At 42.2% G+C, this 16,921-nt stretch carries 20 protein-coding genes; 4 read left to right on the top strand and 16 right to left on the bottom strand.

Annotated features, from left to right (window positions below; genetic code table 11):
• Positions 1 to 68: 68 nt before the first annotated feature.
• The 14 genes from pstB to K9H14_02245 all read right to left on the bottom strand — a co-directional run bounded on the left by pstB (position 69) and on the right by K9H14_02245 (position 11,419).
• Positions 69 to 848: a phosphate ABC transporter ATP-binding protein PstB gene (gene pstB, locus K9H14_02310; GenBank protein ID MCG9479026.1), complete on the bottom strand. Its 780-nt coding sequence runs from the start codon at positions 846 to 848 to the stop codon at positions 69 to 71.
• A gap of 98 nt (positions 849 to 946) precedes the next feature.
• Positions 947 to 1,396: a 5-(carboxyamino)imidazole ribonucleotide mutase gene (gene purE, locus K9H14_02305; GenBank protein MCG9479025.1), complete on the bottom strand. Its 450-nt coding sequence runs from the start codon at positions 1,394 to 1,396 to the stop codon at positions 947 to 949.
• A gap of 8 nt (positions 1,397 to 1,404) precedes the next feature.
• Complete coding sequence (gene purD, locus K9H14_02300; protein MCG9479024.1) at positions 1,405 to 2,691, bottom strand: phosphoribosylamine--glycine ligase; 1,287 nt, start codon at positions 2,689 to 2,691, stop codon at positions 1,405 to 1,407.
• Positions 2,692 to 2,707: 16 nt separating this feature from the next.
• A complete protein-coding gene (locus K9H14_02295) occupies positions 2,708 to 4,030 on the bottom strand; it encodes an adenylosuccinate synthase (protein MCG9479023.1) in 1,323 nt (440 codons plus the stop codon).
• Positions 4,031 to 4,039: 9 nt separating this feature from the next.
• A complete protein-coding gene (gene dnaB / locus K9H14_02290) occupies positions 4,040 to 5,434 on the bottom strand; it encodes a replicative DNA helicase (GenBank protein ID MCG9479022.1) in 1,395 nt (464 codons plus the stop codon).
• Positions 5,434 to 5,970: a 50S ribosomal protein L9 gene (gene rplI, locus K9H14_02285; GenBank protein MCG9479021.1), complete on the bottom strand. Its 537-nt coding sequence runs from the start codon at positions 5,968 to 5,970 to the stop codon at positions 5,434 to 5,436. Before rplI ends, dnaB begins: the two co-directional genes overlap by 1 nt.
• 20 nt (positions 5,971 to 5,990) lie before the next feature.
• Complete coding sequence (locus tag K9H14_02280; GenBank protein ID MCG9479020.1) at positions 5,991 to 6,968, bottom strand: YybS family protein; 978 nt, start codon at positions 6,966 to 6,968, stop codon at positions 5,991 to 5,993.
• Positions 6,969 to 6,978: 10 nt separating this feature from the next.
• Positions 6,979 to 7,245 carry a 30S ribosomal protein S18 gene (gene rpsR / locus K9H14_02275; GenBank protein MCG9479019.1) on the bottom strand — a complete coding sequence of 89 codons (267 nt, stop codon included), beginning with the start codon at positions 7,243 to 7,245 and terminating at the stop codon, positions 6,979 to 6,981.
• 28 nt (positions 7,246 to 7,273) lie between these two features.
• Positions 7,274 to 7,711 (bottom strand): single-stranded DNA-binding protein, encoded by a 438-nt coding sequence (gene ssb / locus K9H14_02270; protein MCG9479018.1) that lies wholly within the window; start codon positions 7,709 to 7,711, stop codon positions 7,274 to 7,276.
• A gap of 28 nt (positions 7,712 to 7,739) precedes the next feature.
• Positions 7,740 to 8,027, bottom strand: a complete 288-nt coding sequence (gene rpsF / locus K9H14_02265; protein ID MCG9479017.1) for a 30S ribosomal protein S6 — start codon at positions 8,025 to 8,027, stop codon at positions 7,740 to 7,742.
• A 109-nt stretch (positions 8,028 to 8,136) separates the two neighbouring features.
• Complete coding sequence (locus tag K9H14_02260; GenBank protein MCG9479016.1) at positions 8,137 to 9,024, bottom strand: mechanosensitive ion channel family protein; 888 nt, start codon at positions 9,022 to 9,024, stop codon at positions 8,137 to 8,139.
• Positions 9,025 to 9,034: 10 nt separating this feature from the next.
• On the bottom strand, positions 9,035 to 9,706 hold the full coding sequence (locus K9H14_02255; protein ID MCG9479015.1) for a histidine phosphatase family protein: 672 nt from the start codon (positions 9,704 to 9,706) through the stop codon (positions 9,035 to 9,037).
• Between the two features lie 14 nt (positions 9,707 to 9,720).
• Positions 9,721 to 10,890 (bottom strand): nicotinate phosphoribosyltransferase, encoded by a 1,170-nt coding sequence (locus K9H14_02250; protein MCG9479014.1) that lies wholly within the window; start codon positions 10,888 to 10,890, stop codon positions 9,721 to 9,723.
• A gap of 10 nt (positions 10,891 to 10,900) precedes the next feature.
• Positions 10,901 to 11,419 carry a cysteine hydrolase gene (locus K9H14_02245; protein MCG9479013.1) on the bottom strand — a complete coding sequence of 173 codons (519 nt, stop codon included), beginning with the start codon at positions 11,417 to 11,419 and terminating at the stop codon, positions 10,901 to 10,903.
• A 144-nt stretch (positions 11,420 to 11,563) separates the two neighbouring features.
• Here K9H14_02245 and K9H14_02240 point away from each other — a divergent pair, with 144 nt between their 5' ends.
• The 3 genes from K9H14_02240 to K9H14_02230 are packed head-to-tail and all read left to right on the top strand — an operon-like array spanning position 11,564 to position 14,401.
• Entirely contained in the window at positions 11,564 to 12,088 is a 525-nt protein-coding gene (locus K9H14_02240; protein MCG9479012.1) for a GerMN domain-containing protein, read from the top strand.
• Complete coding sequence (locus K9H14_02235; GenBank protein ID MCG9479011.1) at positions 12,078 to 13,139, top strand: 2-hydroxyacyl-CoA dehydratase family protein; 1,062 nt, start codon at positions 12,078 to 12,080, stop codon at positions 13,137 to 13,139. Before K9H14_02240 ends, K9H14_02235 begins: the two co-directional genes overlap by 11 nt.
• Positions 13,139 to 14,401, top strand: a complete 1,263-nt coding sequence (locus K9H14_02230; GenBank protein MCG9479010.1) for a 2-hydroxyacyl-CoA dehydratase family protein — start codon at positions 13,139 to 13,141, stop codon at positions 14,399 to 14,401. Before K9H14_02235 ends, K9H14_02230 begins: the two co-directional genes overlap by 1 nt.
• Here K9H14_02230 and otsB read toward each other — a convergent pair.
• Together otsB and K9H14_02220 are read right to left on the bottom strand one after the other, a co-directional pair.
• Positions 14,382 to 15,170 (bottom strand): trehalose-phosphatase, encoded by a 789-nt coding sequence (gene otsB / locus K9H14_02225; protein MCG9479009.1) that lies wholly within the window; start codon positions 15,168 to 15,170, stop codon positions 14,382 to 14,384. The two genes, K9H14_02230 and otsB, sit on opposite strands and share 20 nt — an antisense overlap.
• An 11-nt stretch (positions 15,171 to 15,181) precedes the next feature.
• Positions 15,182 to 16,591 carry a trehalose-6-phosphate synthase gene (locus K9H14_02220; GenBank protein MCG9479008.1) on the bottom strand — a complete coding sequence of 470 codons (1,410 nt, stop codon included), beginning with the start codon at positions 16,589 to 16,591 and terminating at the stop codon, positions 15,182 to 15,184.
• A gap of 155 nt (positions 16,592 to 16,746) precedes the next feature.
• Here K9H14_02220 and K9H14_02215 point away from each other — a divergent pair.
• The coding region (locus tag K9H14_02215; protein MCG9479007.1) for a DUF5752 family protein at positions 16,747 to 16,921 on the top strand (175 nt) is incomplete at its 3' end.

The raw sequence follows: 16,921 nt of genomic DNA, 5'->3' as shown, positions 1-16,921 counted from the left end.
ATTACTTGTATTTAATTTGGGTATTATATTTTATTGGTTATAAGATGTCAAAGACTATAAATATTAATTTAACCGAACCGTCCGGTAATATAATTCTCAGTCCTTTTATCGGAAGGGTTGGTAAAAATCTTATTGGTATCTCCATATTCGATCAAAGTGGCCGGCTGCCCTATTTCCTGGGTAAGCATAAAAGCTGTTTTCTGGGAAACCCTGGCCGCCTGCTGCATATTATGGGTAACTATAACAATGGTATAATTTTCCTTTAATTCATCTATGAGGTCTTCTATTTTCTGGGTAGAAATGGGGTCAAGCGCTGATGCTGGCTCATCCATCAATATTATTTCTGAATCTACTGCCAGGACCCGGGCTATACAGAGCCTCTGCTGCTGGCCGCCGGAAAGCTCCAGAGCATTTTTATTTAACTTGTGTTTTACTTCATTCCATAGCGCCGCCTGTTTCAGGCTGTTTTCAACAATACCATCCAGTTCTGACTTACTGTGCTTTCCGTGCAAACGGGGACCGTAGGCAACATTATCGTAAATGGTTTTGGGAAAGGGATTGGGCCTTTGAAAAACCATGCCTACCCTTTTTCTCAGATCTACCACATCTATGCTGCTGCTATAAATATTGGAGTCATCGATAAGCACCCTGCCTTCCACTTTAGTATTGGTCAGAAGGTCATTCATGCGGTTAAAAGATCTTAAAAAAGTGGATTTGCCGCAACCAGAGGGCCCTATTATAGCGGTGATGGTATCTTTTTGTATATCAATATCAATATCCGCAAGCACCTTGCTAGTGCCATAAAAAAACCCGAAATCAGTTACCTTAATTTTTATATCTTTATTCATTTTTTACTTGGTATAACCATAAATTTTAAAAAAATGATAACAGAAAAACAGCCAGAAAACATCTGCCAGGCTAAATTTTAATATTTTTTTAATAAATATTATGATTCCAAATCGGACTTGTAATGGCCCAGTTTATCCTTAAGGTCAGGATACTTTAAGGCCAGAATCTGTACCGCCAGTATGGCTGCATTTTTCGATCCATTTATGGCCACCGTTGCTACCGGTACTCCTGAAGGCATCTGTACTATGGACAACAGCGAATCCAGACCGCCCAGATCAGAAGTCTCTACCGGAACTCCTATTACCGGCAAGGTGGTATGTGAAGCTATTACTCCAGGCAAATGCGCTGCTTTGCCCGCACCGGCAATAATAATCTCATAGCCCTTATCTATTGCTTCTGCGGCAAATTTTGCCGTTTTTTTAGGCATCCTATGTGCAGAAAGAATGTGTGTGTCATATTCTATACCAAACTTTTTTAATGTATTAGCTGCAGGCTTCATTACCTCTTCATCAGAACTGGAGCCCATAACTATAGCTATTTTACCCATTGCTTTACTCATAAATTTCCCTCCTCTGCCGATAATGCAATATCGGTTCTGAACTGTTTGCCCTCAAACTTAATTTTTTCTATGGCTGCATATATATTCTTTCTGGCTTCCTCAAAACTGTCGGCCATATTTACTACTCCCAATACCCGGCCCCCATTAGTTGCAACATGTCCATCTTTGCCCCCGGTTCCAGCATGGAATACCAGGATTGATTCATCGCCGGTTACATCCTTAAGACCGGTTATAATATCCCCTTTGGAAGAAGTTTCCGGATAACCCCTGGAGGCAAGTATTACACATACACATTTTTTCCGGCTCCAGGCCGCTTCACCGATTTTTAATTGCCCCCGGGCACAGTCAACCAGATAGGGCAGCAAATCGTCTTCCATCCGGGGCAATACCGCCTGGGTCTCGGGGTCTCCGAAGCGGCAATTATATTCCAGCAGGTACGGCTGTCCGTCAGATATCATCAGTCCCGCATACAATATGCCCCGGTAGTCTATCTGCTCAGCCTCCAGGCCCCTGCAGGTGGGCTCTATTATCTGGTTTACTATTTTATCCATCAAGGGTTTGTCTGCCCATGGTACGGGGCTGTAGCTTCCCATGCCCCCAGTATTTTTACCCCTGTCCTGGTCAAATATTCTTTTGTAATCCTGGGCTGTATCCAGAGGCAGCAGCCTGTGGCCATCATAAAGACAGAGCAGCGATAGCTCATATCCTTCTAAAAATTCTTCAATTATTATCTTATGTGCGGCGTTCCCAAATTTTTTATTTAGAAAGAAATCACCCAGTCCGACCAGAGCCTGACTGCGGTCATTGGCAATAATAACTCCCTTTCCTGCTGCCAGTCCGTCAGCCTTCAGCACCAGGGGATACCTGTCTATATCCTGTATATATTTTTGGGCCAGCTTATAGTCTTTTTCAGAAAATACATGCCCCCTGGCTGCAGGTATTTTGTATTTCCAGGCCAAATTTTTGGTAAATACCTTACTGCCCTCAATTTTTGCACCTTGTTTCCCGGGCCCAAATATATCCAGATCCCTCTCTCTAAAATAATCTGCAATACCTTCCACCAGGGGAGCTTCCGGGCCTACCACAGTAAGGCCTATATTTTGATCCACGGCAAAATCTGCCAGAGATTTGAAATCATTAACTCCAATATCCACACACTCAGCCACTCCAGCCATTCCGATATTGCCGGGGGCTGCAAAAATCTTATCTGCCATGGCACTCTTTGAAATTTTCCAGGCCAAACAGTGCTCTCTTCCTCCGCCCCCTATTATTAAGATATTCATAAATACTCCCTGATGACTAAATAATTGCCGTTACCCCTGAGCCAAACAGCTGGCTGCTAAAACCACTGTCTTTCATAATTATCTGGCTTCTTTCAGCCCCCACACTTACCATGGATACAGGAACTTTAATAAGTTCCTGGATACGGTGAATGTATTTCTGGGCATTTTCCGGCAGGTCATTAAATGACTTTATATGACTGAGTTCCTCTTTCCACCCATCCATGGTTTCATAAACCGGTTCACATTTATGCATTATGGTCTGATGGGGCGGAAGTTCCTTATAGATTTTATCTTCATATTTGTAACCTACGCAAATATTGATTTTATCTACACCGGTTAAAACATCCAGCTTGGTAATAGCCATGCTGTCCAGCTGGTTGATCATGGCCGAATACCTTAATACCACTGCATCCAGCCAGCCGCATCTTCTTGCCCTTCCGGTAGTGGTGCCGTATTCATGGCCTCTTTTTCTCAATAATTCCCCGGTCTCATCTTCCAGCTCGGTGGGGAAAGGTCCCGAACCCACCCTGGTAGTATAGGCTTTCACTACTCCCAGTACTTCATCTATTCTTCCCGGGCCCACTCCCGCTCCTATATAAGCGCCCCCGGCAATAGTAGAAGAAGAAGTCACAAAAGGATAGGTACCATGGTCAATATCCAGCATAGTAGCCTGGGCACCTTCGAACAGAACCTTGCGGTTGGCATCCAGGGCCTGATTTATAAGGATGGATGTATCTATGATATATTTACCTAACTTCTGTGCATACCCGCAATAGGTATCAAATACCTGCTCCGAATCTAAAGTCTCTAAGCCATATATCTTTTCCAGTATCCCGTTTTTTAGTTTTAAAGCTTCCTCGAGCTTGGTTTTAAATATCTTGGGGTCCAGCAAATCCTGAATTCTTATCCCTATTCTTGCCGCCTTGTCAGAGTAAACCGGCCCTATTCCCTTGTGGGTGGTTCCAATCTTGGATTTGCCCAGCCTTCCCTCAGCTGCCTTATCCAGAAGCGTGTGGTAGGGCATTATAAGGTGAGCATTGCAGCTTATTCTTAAATTTTCCACATCTATGCCCCTGGACTGCAGCTCTTCTATTTCTTCAATCAGTACCCGGGGATTAATTACCACGCCATTTCCTATTACACATATGGTGTCGGGGTAGAAAATACCGGAGGGGATCAAATGCAGTTTAAATTCCTCATCTTTTAACACCACTGTATGTCCGGCATTATCTCCGCCCTGGAATCTAACCACATAATCCATCTTCCTGGCTAAAAGATCGGTTATCCTACCTTTTCCTTCGTCACCCCACTGGGTACCTACCAATACTATACTTGGCATCTTGAACTCCTAGTTATTTTCATTTACCTTACTTAAATTTCTAAACATGGCATACTCTTTATAAAAATTCAGGCTTAACCTGGCGGTAGGCCCATTTCTATGTTTGGCAATATTTATTTCGGCTATGCCCTGATCTTTGCTTTTCTCATTATAATATTCATCCCTGTATATAAATATAACTAAATCAGCATCCTGCTCAATAGCGCCCGATTCCCTCAGGTCAGCCAGCGCAGGTCTTTTACTTTCCCTTTTCTCCACTTCTCTGGACAACTGAGAAATTGCTATTACCGGAATATTTAATTCCTTGGCTATACCTTTCAGGTTCCGGGATATCTCGGTTATCTCCAGCACCCGGTTGTCCCGGTAATTTAAGCCAGAACCCATAAGCTGAAGATAATCTACAATCAACAGCTTGATCCCGTAGGTACTAACCAGCATCCTGGCCCTGGAGCGTAAATCCATAACCGTAAGGAAAGCTGTATCATCAATAAACAGCTGGCTTTCGGCAAGTTTTTCAATGGAGCGGGCCAGCTTTGGCCACTCATCGTCCCTCAAATTACCACTTCTTAACCGGTGAAGATCAATCCTGGCTTCAGCGCAGAGAAGCCTCTGGGCTATCTGGTGCTTGGACATCTCCAAAGAAAATATGGCCACCGGATATTTTTCTTCCATAGCCACATGTTTGGCCAGACAAAGCGCAAAAGAGGTTTTACCCATACCCGGCCTGGCCGCCACTACAATAAGGTCTGAATTCTGTAGACCCGAGGTCTTTTTATCCAGATCTACAAACCCGGTGGGAATACCAATTATATCTGATTTATGTTCATAAAGGGTTTCTACCTGCTCATACACCTCGGATAGTATGTCCTTCATGGGAGATATACGGCTGCTGTCACTGCCCTTGTTGTAATCCTGGTATACCGAAAATATTAACTGCTGGGCTTTATCTATGGTACCAGCCAGGTCATCGGGAACCTCGTAGCCCATGGTGGCTATTTCAGTAGCAGCATATATCAGCTTCCTTAAAATATGGCTGTGGTTTACAATCCGTGCATAATAGGAAGCATTGGAAGCCAAAGGCATATTACTTACCAAAGAATGGATAAAAGTCTTTCCGCCTACCTGCTCCAGCTGTCCTTTCTTTTCCAGGCAATCAGCTATGGTGATAGGATCAACCGGTTCGCCTTTGGAAAAAAGTTCAAGAATAGCCTGGTATACAATCTGATTGGATCTGCGGTAAAAGGACCCAGGTATAACTATCTCTATGGTTTGGCTTATGGCTTCCCTGGATATCAGCATAGCCCCCAGCAGAGACTCCTCTGCTTCAATATTGTAGGGGGGTATCCTCTCCAGCTTGGAGGTGTCTATAGGGGATAATCTACTTTTATTTCTCGTATTATCCATTATTCCTGTTGTTTATTATCTTCAGGCTGAGCTTCGCTCTGCTCTGACGATTCCTCACTCTTCTCAGGCTGGGGTTCAGCTTCCACAGGCTGGTCGCTTTCCACATTTACCTTCAGGTTACATTTTACATCTTTATACAGCTTTATTTCTATATCATAATTGCCAATTTCTTTTAAATGTTCATCCAGGGCAATCTTTTTTTTGTCTACTTCTACCTGCTTTTGCTCCAGAATCTTTTCCGCAATATCCTTATTGGTAATGGACCCGTACAGTTTTCCTTCTTCACTGGTTTTTACCACAAAGGTAATTTCCATATCTTTAAGCTGTTCGGCCAGTTTTTCGGCTTCGGCAATATTTTTAGCTTCTACCTTTTGTACCGCTTTTTTAATAAGCTCCATTTGCTTTATATTGCCTTTGGTAGCCTGCAGGGCTATACCGTTGGGAATCAGATAATTTTTTGCATAACCATCTTTTACTTTTACTATATCTCCAACATCTCCCAGATTTTCCTGATATTTTTTAAGAATTATTTCCAACTTTTCCTCCTATTTGTACACTATCTTTTTAATTTTCTAATATTTACCCAGACATCTACAAGGCCCAATATGGGCAGTAAAACCACGAACCCCAGAAACAGCCCCAGCAATAGCAGTATGGCTATCCGCCAGGCAAATTGAAGTTTGTACTTTTCAAAAATTCCCCATAACACAGAAATTCCTAAAATCAGGTACAAGAAACCAAACACAATCAGCAGGTTTGCACCTATAATATATAAGAGGTGGCCATCAATGTTTAAAAAAGATGGAACCACCAGAAGAACTATTCCGGCTATAAGGCCCCATACCAAATGCCAGGGCAGATCCCATTGCCCGAACCGGGGCAATTTTTTTAAATCAATTCTGAATTTGCTTAAAACCACAGTACTTACCGCATAGTTTATCACCGATGCAAAAACCACAAAGGTTATCCACATGCCCGCAATTATATTGGGAATAAATAAAAGAACCTTCTGGGTTTGGTCTATAACCTGCTCCAGATCCTGACCCTGTGCTATTAAATTACCATAGCTGGCTATTACCGGATCGTCTGCAATGTTATTCACATACTGGTTATAATTTTCCAGAAACTCACTAAAGAAATTTATTCCGTTTATAGCTGCCACCAGACCCACATACATCAAAAAACAACCAATAAATACCAGGCATATAAACCCGATTGCCCTGTAAGGTATTACCTGTTTGGCCTTAAGCCACCGGTACAAAAAGGCGACGCCCAAAGCCATAGCCGCCATAAACAAAAACAGCACATAGTCTATAAACAGGAATACAAACACTCCCAGTATGGCGCAGATAACTGCGTCCCTTTTTCTTTCTGCCAGTACCAGCAAGGTAACAGGTACAGACATAAGAGCCCAGCCAATATAACCGGCAATAGGAATCAGCAGTGAGAACACCGCTGCCACAAAAGTTAGCAGTGAAAGTAAGAATAAATTTGGTATTTTCACTGCTGATTCATTCAAATTATCAAAGGGCATAAAAGATTACCTATCTTTTATAGTATGGTAAAAGAGCAAGTTCTCTTGCCCTTTTTACAGCAATAGCTACTTTTCTCTGGTGCTGAACACAATTTCCACTGGATCTCTTGGGCCTTATTTTACCCTTATCAGAAATAAATTTTCGCAATACATTAACATTTTTGTAATCAATATCATCTATGTTTTCCTTGCAGAAATAACAGTATCTTTTCCTCTGTCTGAGATTAAGAGCTGATAATGATTCTCTTCTTCTTTCTTTTCTCTTTTTCTTAGCCAATTAAAAACACTCCTTATTAAAATTTAATCTAAAATGGTATATCCTCATCAGTAAAATCTACTTCTTCCTCAGACTCGCTGGCCTGATAGGAACTGCTGTCTTTTGCATTTCTATTAATCTTGCAGGAAGCAAACTCCAGGCTGGGAGCCACTACGTCGGCAACAACCTCTACAGTTGATCTTTTCTGTCCATCCTTTGTTTCCCAGCTTCTCTGGTTCAGCCTGCCTGAAACCAATACCCGGTCGCCTTTGGACAGGCTTTCGGCACAATTCTCCGCCAACTTAAACCATACTGAAACATTGAAGAATGAAGGGTCATCGACCCATTCTCCTGATTGTTTATCCTGATATCTCCGGTTTGCGGCTATCCCAAAAGCTGCCACCGGGGTGCCGTTGGGTGTAAACCTTAACTCCGGGTCCCTGGTAAGATTTCCCAGTATTGATACATTGTTTACTCCATAAGCCATGATATCCCCTCTTTATGGTTAAAATAATTTATTGATCACGTTTGATTATAAGTTGTCTCAGTATAAGATCATTGATTCTGTTTACCCGGTCCAATTCATCCAGAAGCTCACCTTCTGCCTGAAAATAAACAAAGCAGTAAAACCCGTTCTCCTGCTTCTTGATGGGATATGCAAGCTTCTTTATGCCCCATTTATCCACATCGTCGACCTTGGATTTTCCTTCTTCAATGATTTTTGTTATTTTGGATAGTTGTTCGTCAATCCCTTTATCATCCAGGGATGGGTCTAAGACCAGCGCAAGTTCATAATTTTTCAACTTTTTCCTCCTATGGACTAATTTTGTTAATTAGGCCCTAATTTATAATTAGGGCAGAAGAATATAAATATTCTGTTGTCCAAGGGGATATTATAAACATTTATATTTATTAATCAACAACTTTTTGTTTATTTTCCTGCCTTATATATACATTCCTGCAGGGATAGGGAATCTCTATACCCACCTGGTCAAACTTATCCTTGATCCTCTTTCTGAGCTGCCTGGATATATCCCACTGGTTGGGAGGGACAACTTTACATATTATCTTAAATACTACTGCAGAATCAGATAGGCTGTCCACGCCCCCCTTGCCCAGTATCTGGGGTCTCTCCAGTATGCACTGGTTAAAATTATCATCTGCAAGCAGCTCATCAAAAACCTGTTCCATTACCTCTATTACCCGGTCTGTATTTTCCTTGTAATGGACTCCTACTTCAATCATAGCCCTGGACCATACATGGGTTCTGTTGCTAAGCACCTTAATCTCTCCATTGGGTATATAATGGGCTATCCCTTCCAGGTCTCTTAATACAGTGGTCCTTAGATTAAATTTTTCCACCACTCCCGAGGTACCGTCAACGGTTACAATATCATCTACCTGGAACCATTGCTCAAACAGTATAAAGGATCCATTGATCAGATCTTTTATCAAACTCTGGGCTCCAAAGCCTATTACTATTCCGGCAACTCCAGCACCAGCCAACAGAGGAGTAACATTTATCCCCAGCTGGGTAGCAATTATCATTAAAGCCACCACTAGGCTGCCTACAATTATTACATTTGTGAATACCGAAGTAACGGTATAGGAACGCTTCTTTATTTCCATCCGGTCATCGCTTATCCGCTGTTCGAAAACTTTTCTTGTTTTCCTGGAAATAAACTTAACTATAATAATTACCACTATCAGTACTGCCAATACTATGACTATACTGAGCCAGTTTTCCAGAAAAATCTGGCCAATATTGGAAGGTATAACTTCCTGGGTTTCTTCTTCCATGCCTCTCCCCCTAGTCGTCCTTTAATTTACTGTAAACCTCAATTACCTTGTCTTCATCATGCCTGTAAGCCCCGTTAAGATGGCCGGTATAATTTATCTGGGAAATATAAGGAAAGCCCTTGTGGACTACTACTACATTTATGGCTCCCTGTCTCTGTATAAGGGATCTCCACCTATCTTTGGGAACCCTTAGCCACCATACCAGCAGAGCCACAATTACTCCCCCATGGGTACAGATTATTACATCCGATCCATCCTTATTTTCAGCCAGTATACGGTTTATTTCTTCAGAAGTCCTGGCTACAAAATGGGAGAAGTCCTCTCCCCCGGTAGGAGCATTGCTGAATGGGTCATCCAGCCAGGCCTGATAATCTTCAAAATAATCTTGATTTATTTGTTGGAAGGTTAACCCTTCCCATTTTCCGAAATTTATTTCCTTCAGATCCTGCCTTACAATAATCTCCCTTTTCTTCTTAGCATTAATTATTTCAGCAGTAGCTACAGTCCTTTTTAGAGGGCTGCAATAAATATTTGAATAGTCTACATTTTGCAGGTACCCGGCAGCCAGTTCTGCCTGTCTTATCCCCAGCTCAGTTAACTCTATGTCCCTGTCTCCCTGATACCTGCCTTCCAGGTTCCACAAGGTCTGGCCATGCCTTATTAAAAAAAGTTTTACTCCCAATATCAGTCACTGCCTTAAAGTTGTACATGTTTTAATTGATTTAATACCTTCTCCCTTATGGTTACTGCAGAAGGCAAATCTTCCAATAGTTTACCATCTTTTACAGCTTCCATAAACAGCTCATTAAACCGGGAACCGCATTCCTGGCAGGTAAAATTTTCTGCCTTTTCCTCTTCAAGCACCACCTGGTCATTGAAGCAATTGCTGCACCTTATAACTTTTTTTGCCCCCGACATCTTGCCTCTTTTAGCAACTTTTCTGCCTTCTATCTCTACTATATCCAGGGCAAAATCCAGTACCCTGGCTCCCGATATGGAGGTGCCTACTCCAAATGAATCAGCTGCCTGGCCCAGTTCCATTATTTCCTCCTCATCCAGGCCGCCGCTAACCACCAGTTTAACTTTCTTGAACCCCCTTATGTTAAGCTCCCACCTAACTTCCTGTAAAATCTTTACAAAATCACCCTTTCTGGAACCAGGGGTATCCAGCCTCAGGCCGTAAATATTATCTCCCAGCTCCCGGCACACATTGATAGCTTCAAATTTTTCGTCATTGAAGGTATCTATGAGGGATATCCGGTTTACATCTTTGGATATAACCTGGTCAAAAGCCCGGGTAGCTTCTACGGTATCCCCTATTATGAGTATCAGTGCATGGGGCATGGTTCCCACCGGTTGTCCCTCTATGGCCTCTGCCCCAATGACTGTGGAAACTCCTTCTGCGCCTCCTATATATGCACATCTTTCTACCATGGGGGTAATAGCGGGGTGAACCCTCCTGGCCCCGAAGCTGTAAACAGGTTTCTGGCCTGCTGCCAGCTTGCAGCGGGCAGCTTTAGTGGCAATTCCGCTGCTCTGGCATAAAAACCCAAGTATGGCTGTTTCAAAAACACCAAAGTCAAGGTATTTTCCTTCTATCACCATAACCGGTTCATATTCCCTGAAGATGGTCCCTTCCGGCATACACCTGACGGAAACTTTCTTTCCATTGGCTAGAAGTTTCAAGGTTTCTTCGATACCCGCCAGAATCCCCCAACCATACCGGTTGGGGAAATTCTTTAAAAAAATCTCAGTTTTTACAGTCACATCTTTACCCAGTTTCTTGAGTATCTGCTCGGACCTTCGAAAATAGATATCGGTGACTTTGCCCTCTCTTATATCTTTCTCATCAGCTATATAAAACATATTTTTTCCTTTAAATAACATTTGCTTTTAATACATCCTTCATCTGCCTTAAGGCAAACCGGTGGTCCCGTTGGTTGAGGCCTATTACCGCGTCAGATACCACATCCACCTCATAACCCCTGGATATAGCCTCAAATACCACTAGATAAACACATATATTGGTAACACAGCCGGTAACTCTTAAATGGTTTACCCCCATCATGTTCAGTACACGTTCCAACTCGGTTTTATAGAAACCGGAAAAAGTTGTTTTTTTTACGATTATATCGCTTCCCTGGGGTTTCAGCTGGCCTATAACTTTGGCTCCTTCTGTATTTTTAACCGCATGCGGAGCAAACCTTTTAAACTCCGGATCATCAGGCCGGTGGCTGTCACAGAGGTATATAACTGGAAAATTCTTTAACTTTGCTTTTTCGATTTCTCTCTGTATGGGCCCGGTTATAGTCTCAATTTTTGGAACTTTAAGGGGGGCGCCTTTCAGGACAAAATCATTTAACATATCAATTATAATTAGTGCTTTCTTTGCCATAAATACCGCCTGCTTGTTTAATTTTAAGGCTATTATATAATAACATTTAGGGCTCAGATTTTGTAACAAATATTTATTTCATCCTATACAAATGCCCTCTTTTACATTAATATTTATACAAAATCAGGATAGGGGGTGGTGATTATGTTGAAAAGAGCAACGATTATTCTATTTACGGCAATACTTATATGCCTGGCTTTAACCGCCTGCAGCGGCCAGTCGGTAGACCTCTATTTTACAGTGGAATCAGAAGGCAGCTTTTATCTCCAAGCCCAGACCAGGCAGGTAAAGTCCTCACCGAATATTTACCAGGCCAGCCTGGAGCAACTTATTGCGGGACCGGGCCAATCCAACCTTTTACCAACTATCCCTGCCAGCACCAAAGTTAACCATGTGAAGGTAGATAATGGATTGGCTATAGCGGATTTTTCTGCCCATATCCTTACCGACACTTCCATTCCCCATAGTTCAACTACTGAAAAACTAGCCATATACTCTATTGTAAATACTCTTACCCAGTTTGAAGGAATAGAAAAGGTAAGGATAACTGTTGAAAATAAAAGCTCGGGTACTATTGATGGCCGTAGCATAGAAGATTTCTGGGGTCATATAGGTCTTTATGATGATTTTAGCAAAAATGAGGAAATAATACTGAAAAATGAAAACTGAGCACCAGACCCCGCTGTCCGGATGGCCCCGGGAACAGGATCACAATTTATTTGCCTGGATGTGTACCTATACCCCGGAAGAATTGATTGTGGCTGCCAAGTTAAGGCCTTTCCGCCTTTATGGATGGGCTAACCTTAATAAAGCAGACGGTTACTTCCCTATCAACTTCTGCCCTTATCTAAAGGCAAATCTGTCCCAGCTGCTGGCCCATGAAAAAAACTTTAAGGGCGCGGTAATAGTCGACTCCTGCGATGGAGCCAGAAGATTGTATGATACTATTGGCTCTTATCTGCCCCATCTGCCCCGCTTTCTTTTGAATGTTCCCCGGACCGTTAATAGCGATTCCGTAAACTTTTTTGAATACAATCTTAACCAATTTAAAGATATGCTCCAAAAATTAACCGACTCATCCATAAGCAGCCAGGAGCTGATACTGGCCATAGACCAGGTAAATAAAAAAAAGAATTATTTAAAAGGGCTAAAGCAGTCTTATACAGATAACCGGATTAGCTTAATTGACTATTACCGTTTGGTAAGGGTCTCTGCTACCAGCAGCCCGGAGTTGTTTAATTCTGAAATTGATAAGTTGCTAAAAAGACTCCCGGAAAAAAAAGACCTCCCCGGCGGACCCCGGGTAATGGTAGTGGGTAACTTTATAAATGAAGATAAGCTATGGAAGATTCTTTCAGAGCTGGACTGCCATATGGTTTATGATGATGTATGTACTTTAAGCCGCTACTTTAATCATGAGGTAACCAGCTACCAGCAGAATCCTGTACGCGCACTGGCGGTCAGCTACCTGCAAAAACCGTCCTGTATGCGTATGGCCGACCTGGGCCTGAAACTAGAAAACTTAAAACAGGCCATAGAAGACTACTGCATACAGGCAGTGATCTTTGTAAGCCTTAAATTCTGTGACAATACCCTGTACTTTTATCCTCTAGCGCGGCAGAATTTAGGCTTACCAGTGTTAAACCTGGAACTTGAATATAATAATTTTTCAGAGGGTCAGATAAAGACCAGGCTGGAAGCATTCCTGGAGATGCTGTGATGGGAATAAGGGATAAACTAAAAGACAATATCAAAAACAACCTGAACCAGAACTATATAAAAAGGTTTCTGGCTATTGCCGGCAAGAGACCGGTGCTGATGATGTTTGGGGCTACCTTTAAATCGGTATCAGACAAGTACCTTAATATCTACAGCATTGAATCCATGTCCAGAGCCTATCAGGAACAGGGGCCAGTAGCCTATGGTTCATTGTTTCTGCCCTATGAGCTAATGCATGGCCTGGGACTTGTTCCCTTTTTGCCTGAAGTTCTGGCTGGTTTTACTGCCGGTATGGGTATAGCTTCCAATACTTTAAAAAAAGCCAATTCCCAATGGTACTCCCCTGATCTATGCACCTTCCACCGAAGTGCTTCAGGGGCAGTAGAGCTGGGGCTTTTCCCAAAACCACAATTTATTATCTGTACCAATCTGGCCTGTGATGCAGCTCAAAAATCATTCTATACCTATGCCCATAAATTTAAGATGGAAGAAGATTATTACCTGATTGATGTACCCTATGACTATAATGAAGAATCTGTTAATTATCTTAGCCGGCAACTGGAGCAGATGAGTAAGAAAATTACCTCCCGGCTGGGCAAGAAAGTGGATATGGACGCTCTGGCACAGGCTATAGATAATTCCAATGACTTCAGGTACTGGGCGCAGAAAGTAAACCAGGTAAGAAAAAAGCTGAACACCTATCCTCCTGATTTTAATGGCTTGAACTTCATTTTGCCCTTCCATGGAATGGCGGGTACCCGGCAGGCGGTATCCCTCTATAAAAAGATGTACCGTGAACTCAGCTCCCTGGCCCAGGAAGAGTGCTCGGTCAGGCCCAGAAAAAGGCTGCTCTGGCTGCACCTGAAACCTTATTATAGAAATGAGATATTTTCTCTGCTTGAACAGGGAAACTGCATGGTAGCTTTTGAAGAAATAAATCACGTCTACTGGCCTAAACTGGATCCGGCACAGCCTTTTAGGAGTATGGCCATAAAGATGCTTTCCCATTATTTGAGAGGAAGTATAAACAACAGATTAAAGGTTATATCCAAATTAACCGAAGATTACCACATGGATGGGGTCATACTGTTTTCCCACTGGGGGTGCAGGCAGAATAATGCTGCTGCCCGGCTTATAAAAGACCATGCCAGAAAAGCCGGTCTGCCTACCCTGGTGATAGATGGTGACTGTGTGGACCAGAATAATTATTCCCATGGCCAGCTTCGAACCCGGATACAGGGATTTACCGAACTTCTTGGTTAACTCTCATCAGGAATTTCTGTACCTGCCCTATTCCCCTAACATAATAGCGGGCCCGGCTAGCTACATTACTATTCCTGGCAACCTTTAAATTTAAGCCACCGGAATTGGCTTCAAACATATACTCATCAGTTACATCGTCCCCTATACACAGACTAAGCCCTGGCCGGGAAGGCGACCACTTGTTTTTTAAATTCTTAAGGGCCATGCCTTTATTAATGGATGAGGCCTTTACCTCTATTACTTTCTTGCCTTCAATTACATCCAGCCCCAGCCTGCCGGTATAAACTTTTAAAAAGTTTCTTATCTTGCCTAATTTCTCCAGGTCCTTTGGCGGACAATTACGGTAGTGTATAGCCAGGGATACTTTTTTATCCTCTAAATAAAAACAGCTTTTATAGCCAGTGATCTTTTCCAGTTCTTTTTTAATACTACCAATATGTTTTATATGCCCCCGCGCAGCTTCTATTATTTCTGGTTCCTGTCCATCAATTTTTATCTCTGCACCATGGCTTCCCACCATATTTAGTTTGCCGGTCTCAATATCACGTAAAAAACCAACCAGCTGCAGGACCGGCCGCCCTGAAACCAAAATTGTGGTTATGCGGGAATTGGAGATTAGCTTAGATAATATAAGTTTGGTTTTTTTAGAGGGCTTTGCGTCCTCGGGCCTCTTTTTAATTCCCACCAAGGTGCCGTCATAATCCAGAAACAAATACAGGTGGGAGCAATTTTTTATCCTTCCCAGAACCTGTTCTAAATTATCGAACAAATACTCGATAGCTATCCCCTTTTAGCCGCATATCCCAAGAATCTCTCGGCCCAATGGTATACATCATTGTTTTTGACCATATCCCTTAAAGCCAGCATATCCTGCCTCTTCTTAGCAGAATCCATTTCCAGGGCATCTTTTATACCGTCGGCTACTTCTTCAAAGTCGTAGGGGTTAACCATCACCGAATGTTGGTGCATCTCTTCTGCCGAACCGGCAAATTCACTTAGAACCAGCGCCCCATTTCCATCGGGCTTGCAGCTGGCATACTCCTTGGCAATAAGGTTCATGCCATCCCTTAAAGGAGTTACCAGGCAGACATCCGACGCCTTATAGTAGGATACCAAAACCTCCTGGGGAATAGTTTTGTAGATATAGTTAATTGGGGTCCAGAGCTCATCGGCGAATTCCCCGTTTATATTGCCTATCAGCTGGTCTATTTCCCTTTTAAATTGCCTGTATTCAATTATCTTGGTACGGCTGGGCACCGATATCTGTATAAATATTACTTTCTTCCTGTATTCAGGATACTTTTCGAAGAAACGTTTAATGGAATACAGTCTTTCTTTGATGCCTTTGGTATAGTCCAGCCTTTCCACACTCATAATTAACTTCACATTTTTATGTGCCTTTTTAAATTCCCGTACCATATGGTTGGTGGAATTCTTCTTGGCTATGCGGTCAAACTTCCCGAAATCTATGCTTATGGGGAAATTGCTTACCTGTACCTTCTTTTCATCTTTCTCTACATTGCCATTTTTGTAATCAACAATAACCTTAAGTTCCTGTTTACAGTTATACAGAAAATTCATAGAGTCCCTGGAGGTCTGGAACCCCAACAGATCGGCCCCCATAAGCCCTTCCAGAATTTGCTTGTCCCAGGGCAGCACCCTGAATATTTCATTACAGGGAAATGGTATATGCAAAAAGAAAATGATTTTTGCCCGGGGTAATTCTTTTCTCAACATGCTGGGCATCAGCATCAGATGATAATCCTGAACCCAGATTATCTCGTCACCCTTTACCTCTTCCAGTACCTTTTCAGTAAATCTTTTGTTTATCCTTTTATAGGCTTTCCAATAATTAACATCAAAATAGCTCTGGAATATAAAGCCATGGAACAGGGGCCATATGGTTCTATTGGAAAACCCATGGTAGAAATCCTTTACATCGTATTTGCTCAAACCCAAGAATTTTACAGAATAGCCTGAATCCATTTCTACCGTTTTTTCAGCATACTTGTTCTTACCTACCAGGCCATTCCACCCTACCCATAGTCCGCCTTTCCTGGAAAGTATGGGGTCCAGGGCGGTTACCAGTCCTCCCACGCTTTTTTTGTATCTTACTCCCTTTTTGCTTTTGACTATCTTGTAGGGTACCCGGTTGGATACCACTACTGCCTTGTTTTTTTTCTTATTCATGGTTGTTTTTTCTTGCTTGGATAATAATTAAATATTTTATATGTATTATATACGTTAATGATTTTTTTTTAAAATACCACATTATTTAAAAACAGTTAATTTTAAAAAAACCTTTTACATATAAAAATTTTCCGTTATTATTAGACACTGCAATTATGAATACAACAGCCAAAAAAAAATTTACATTTTACGACAGCATAGTACTGGTCAGCCCCACCGGGCAGAGAGCCCAGAACTTAAGGGAATTTTTAAATATACTGGAAGGCTCTGCCGATAAGGTAATCTTTCACCACCTGTACCAGTCCCATATAAAGTATGCCTATACCTTTA

This window comes from Actinomycetes bacterium, assembly GCA_022396035.1.
In the GTDB taxonomy this organism is placed as follows: Bacteria; Actinomycetota; Humimicrobiia; order Humimicrobiales; family Humimicrobiaceae; genus Halolacustris.
This window is presented reverse-complemented; position numbering and strand designations above follow the sequence as displayed.

Excerpts from the sequence above, each read along its gene's own strand:
- pstB (MCG9479026.1), bottom strand. The coding sequence starts at position 848 with ATGAATAAAGATATAAAAATTAAGGTAACTGATTTCGGGTTTTTTTAT.
- purE (MCG9479025.1), bottom strand. The coding sequence starts at position 1,396 with ATGGGTAAAATAGCTATAGTTATGGGCTCCAGTTCTGATGAAGAGGTA.
- purD (MCG9479024.1), bottom strand. The coding sequence starts at position 2,691 with ATGAATATCTTAATAATAGGGGGCGGAGGAAGAGAGCACTGTTTGGCC.
- K9H14_02295 (MCG9479023.1), bottom strand. The coding sequence starts at position 4,030 with ATGCCAAGTATAGTATTGGTAGGTACCCAGTGGGGTGACGAAGGAAAA.
- dnaB (MCG9479022.1), bottom strand. The coding sequence starts at position 5,434 with ATGGATAATACGAGAAATAAAAGTAGATTATCCCCTATAGACACCTCC.
- K9H14_02280 (MCG9479020.1), bottom strand. The coding sequence starts at position 6,968 with ATGCCCTTTGATAATTTGAATGAATCAGCAGTGAAAATACCAAATTTA.
- ssb (MCG9479018.1), bottom strand. The coding sequence starts at position 7,711 with ATGGCTTATGGAGTAAACAATGTATCAATACTGGGAAATCTTACCAGG.
- K9H14_02260 (MCG9479016.1), bottom strand. The coding sequence starts at position 9,024 with ATGGAAGAAGAAACCCAGGAAGTTATACCTTCCAATATTGGCCAGATT.
- K9H14_02250 (MCG9479014.1), bottom strand. The coding sequence starts at position 10,890 with ATGTTTTATATAGCTGATGAGAAAGATATAAGAGAGGGCAAAGTCACC.
- K9H14_02245 (MCG9479013.1), bottom strand. The coding sequence starts at position 11,419 with ATGGCAAAGAAAGCACTAATTATAATTGATATGTTAAATGATTTTGTC.
- K9H14_02240 (MCG9479012.1), top strand. The coding sequence starts at position 11,564 with ATGTTGAAAAGAGCAACGATTATTCTATTTACGGCAATACTTATATGC.
- K9H14_02235 (MCG9479011.1), top strand. The coding sequence starts at position 12,078 with ATGAAAACTGAGCACCAGACCCCGCTGTCCGGATGGCCCCGGGAACAG.
- K9H14_02230 (MCG9479010.1), top strand. The coding sequence starts at position 13,139 with ATGGGAATAAGGGATAAACTAAAAGACAATATCAAAAACAACCTGAAC.
- K9H14_02220 (MCG9479008.1), bottom strand. The coding sequence starts at position 16,591 with ATGAATAAGAAAAAAAACAAGGCAGTAGTGGTATCCAACCGGGTACCC.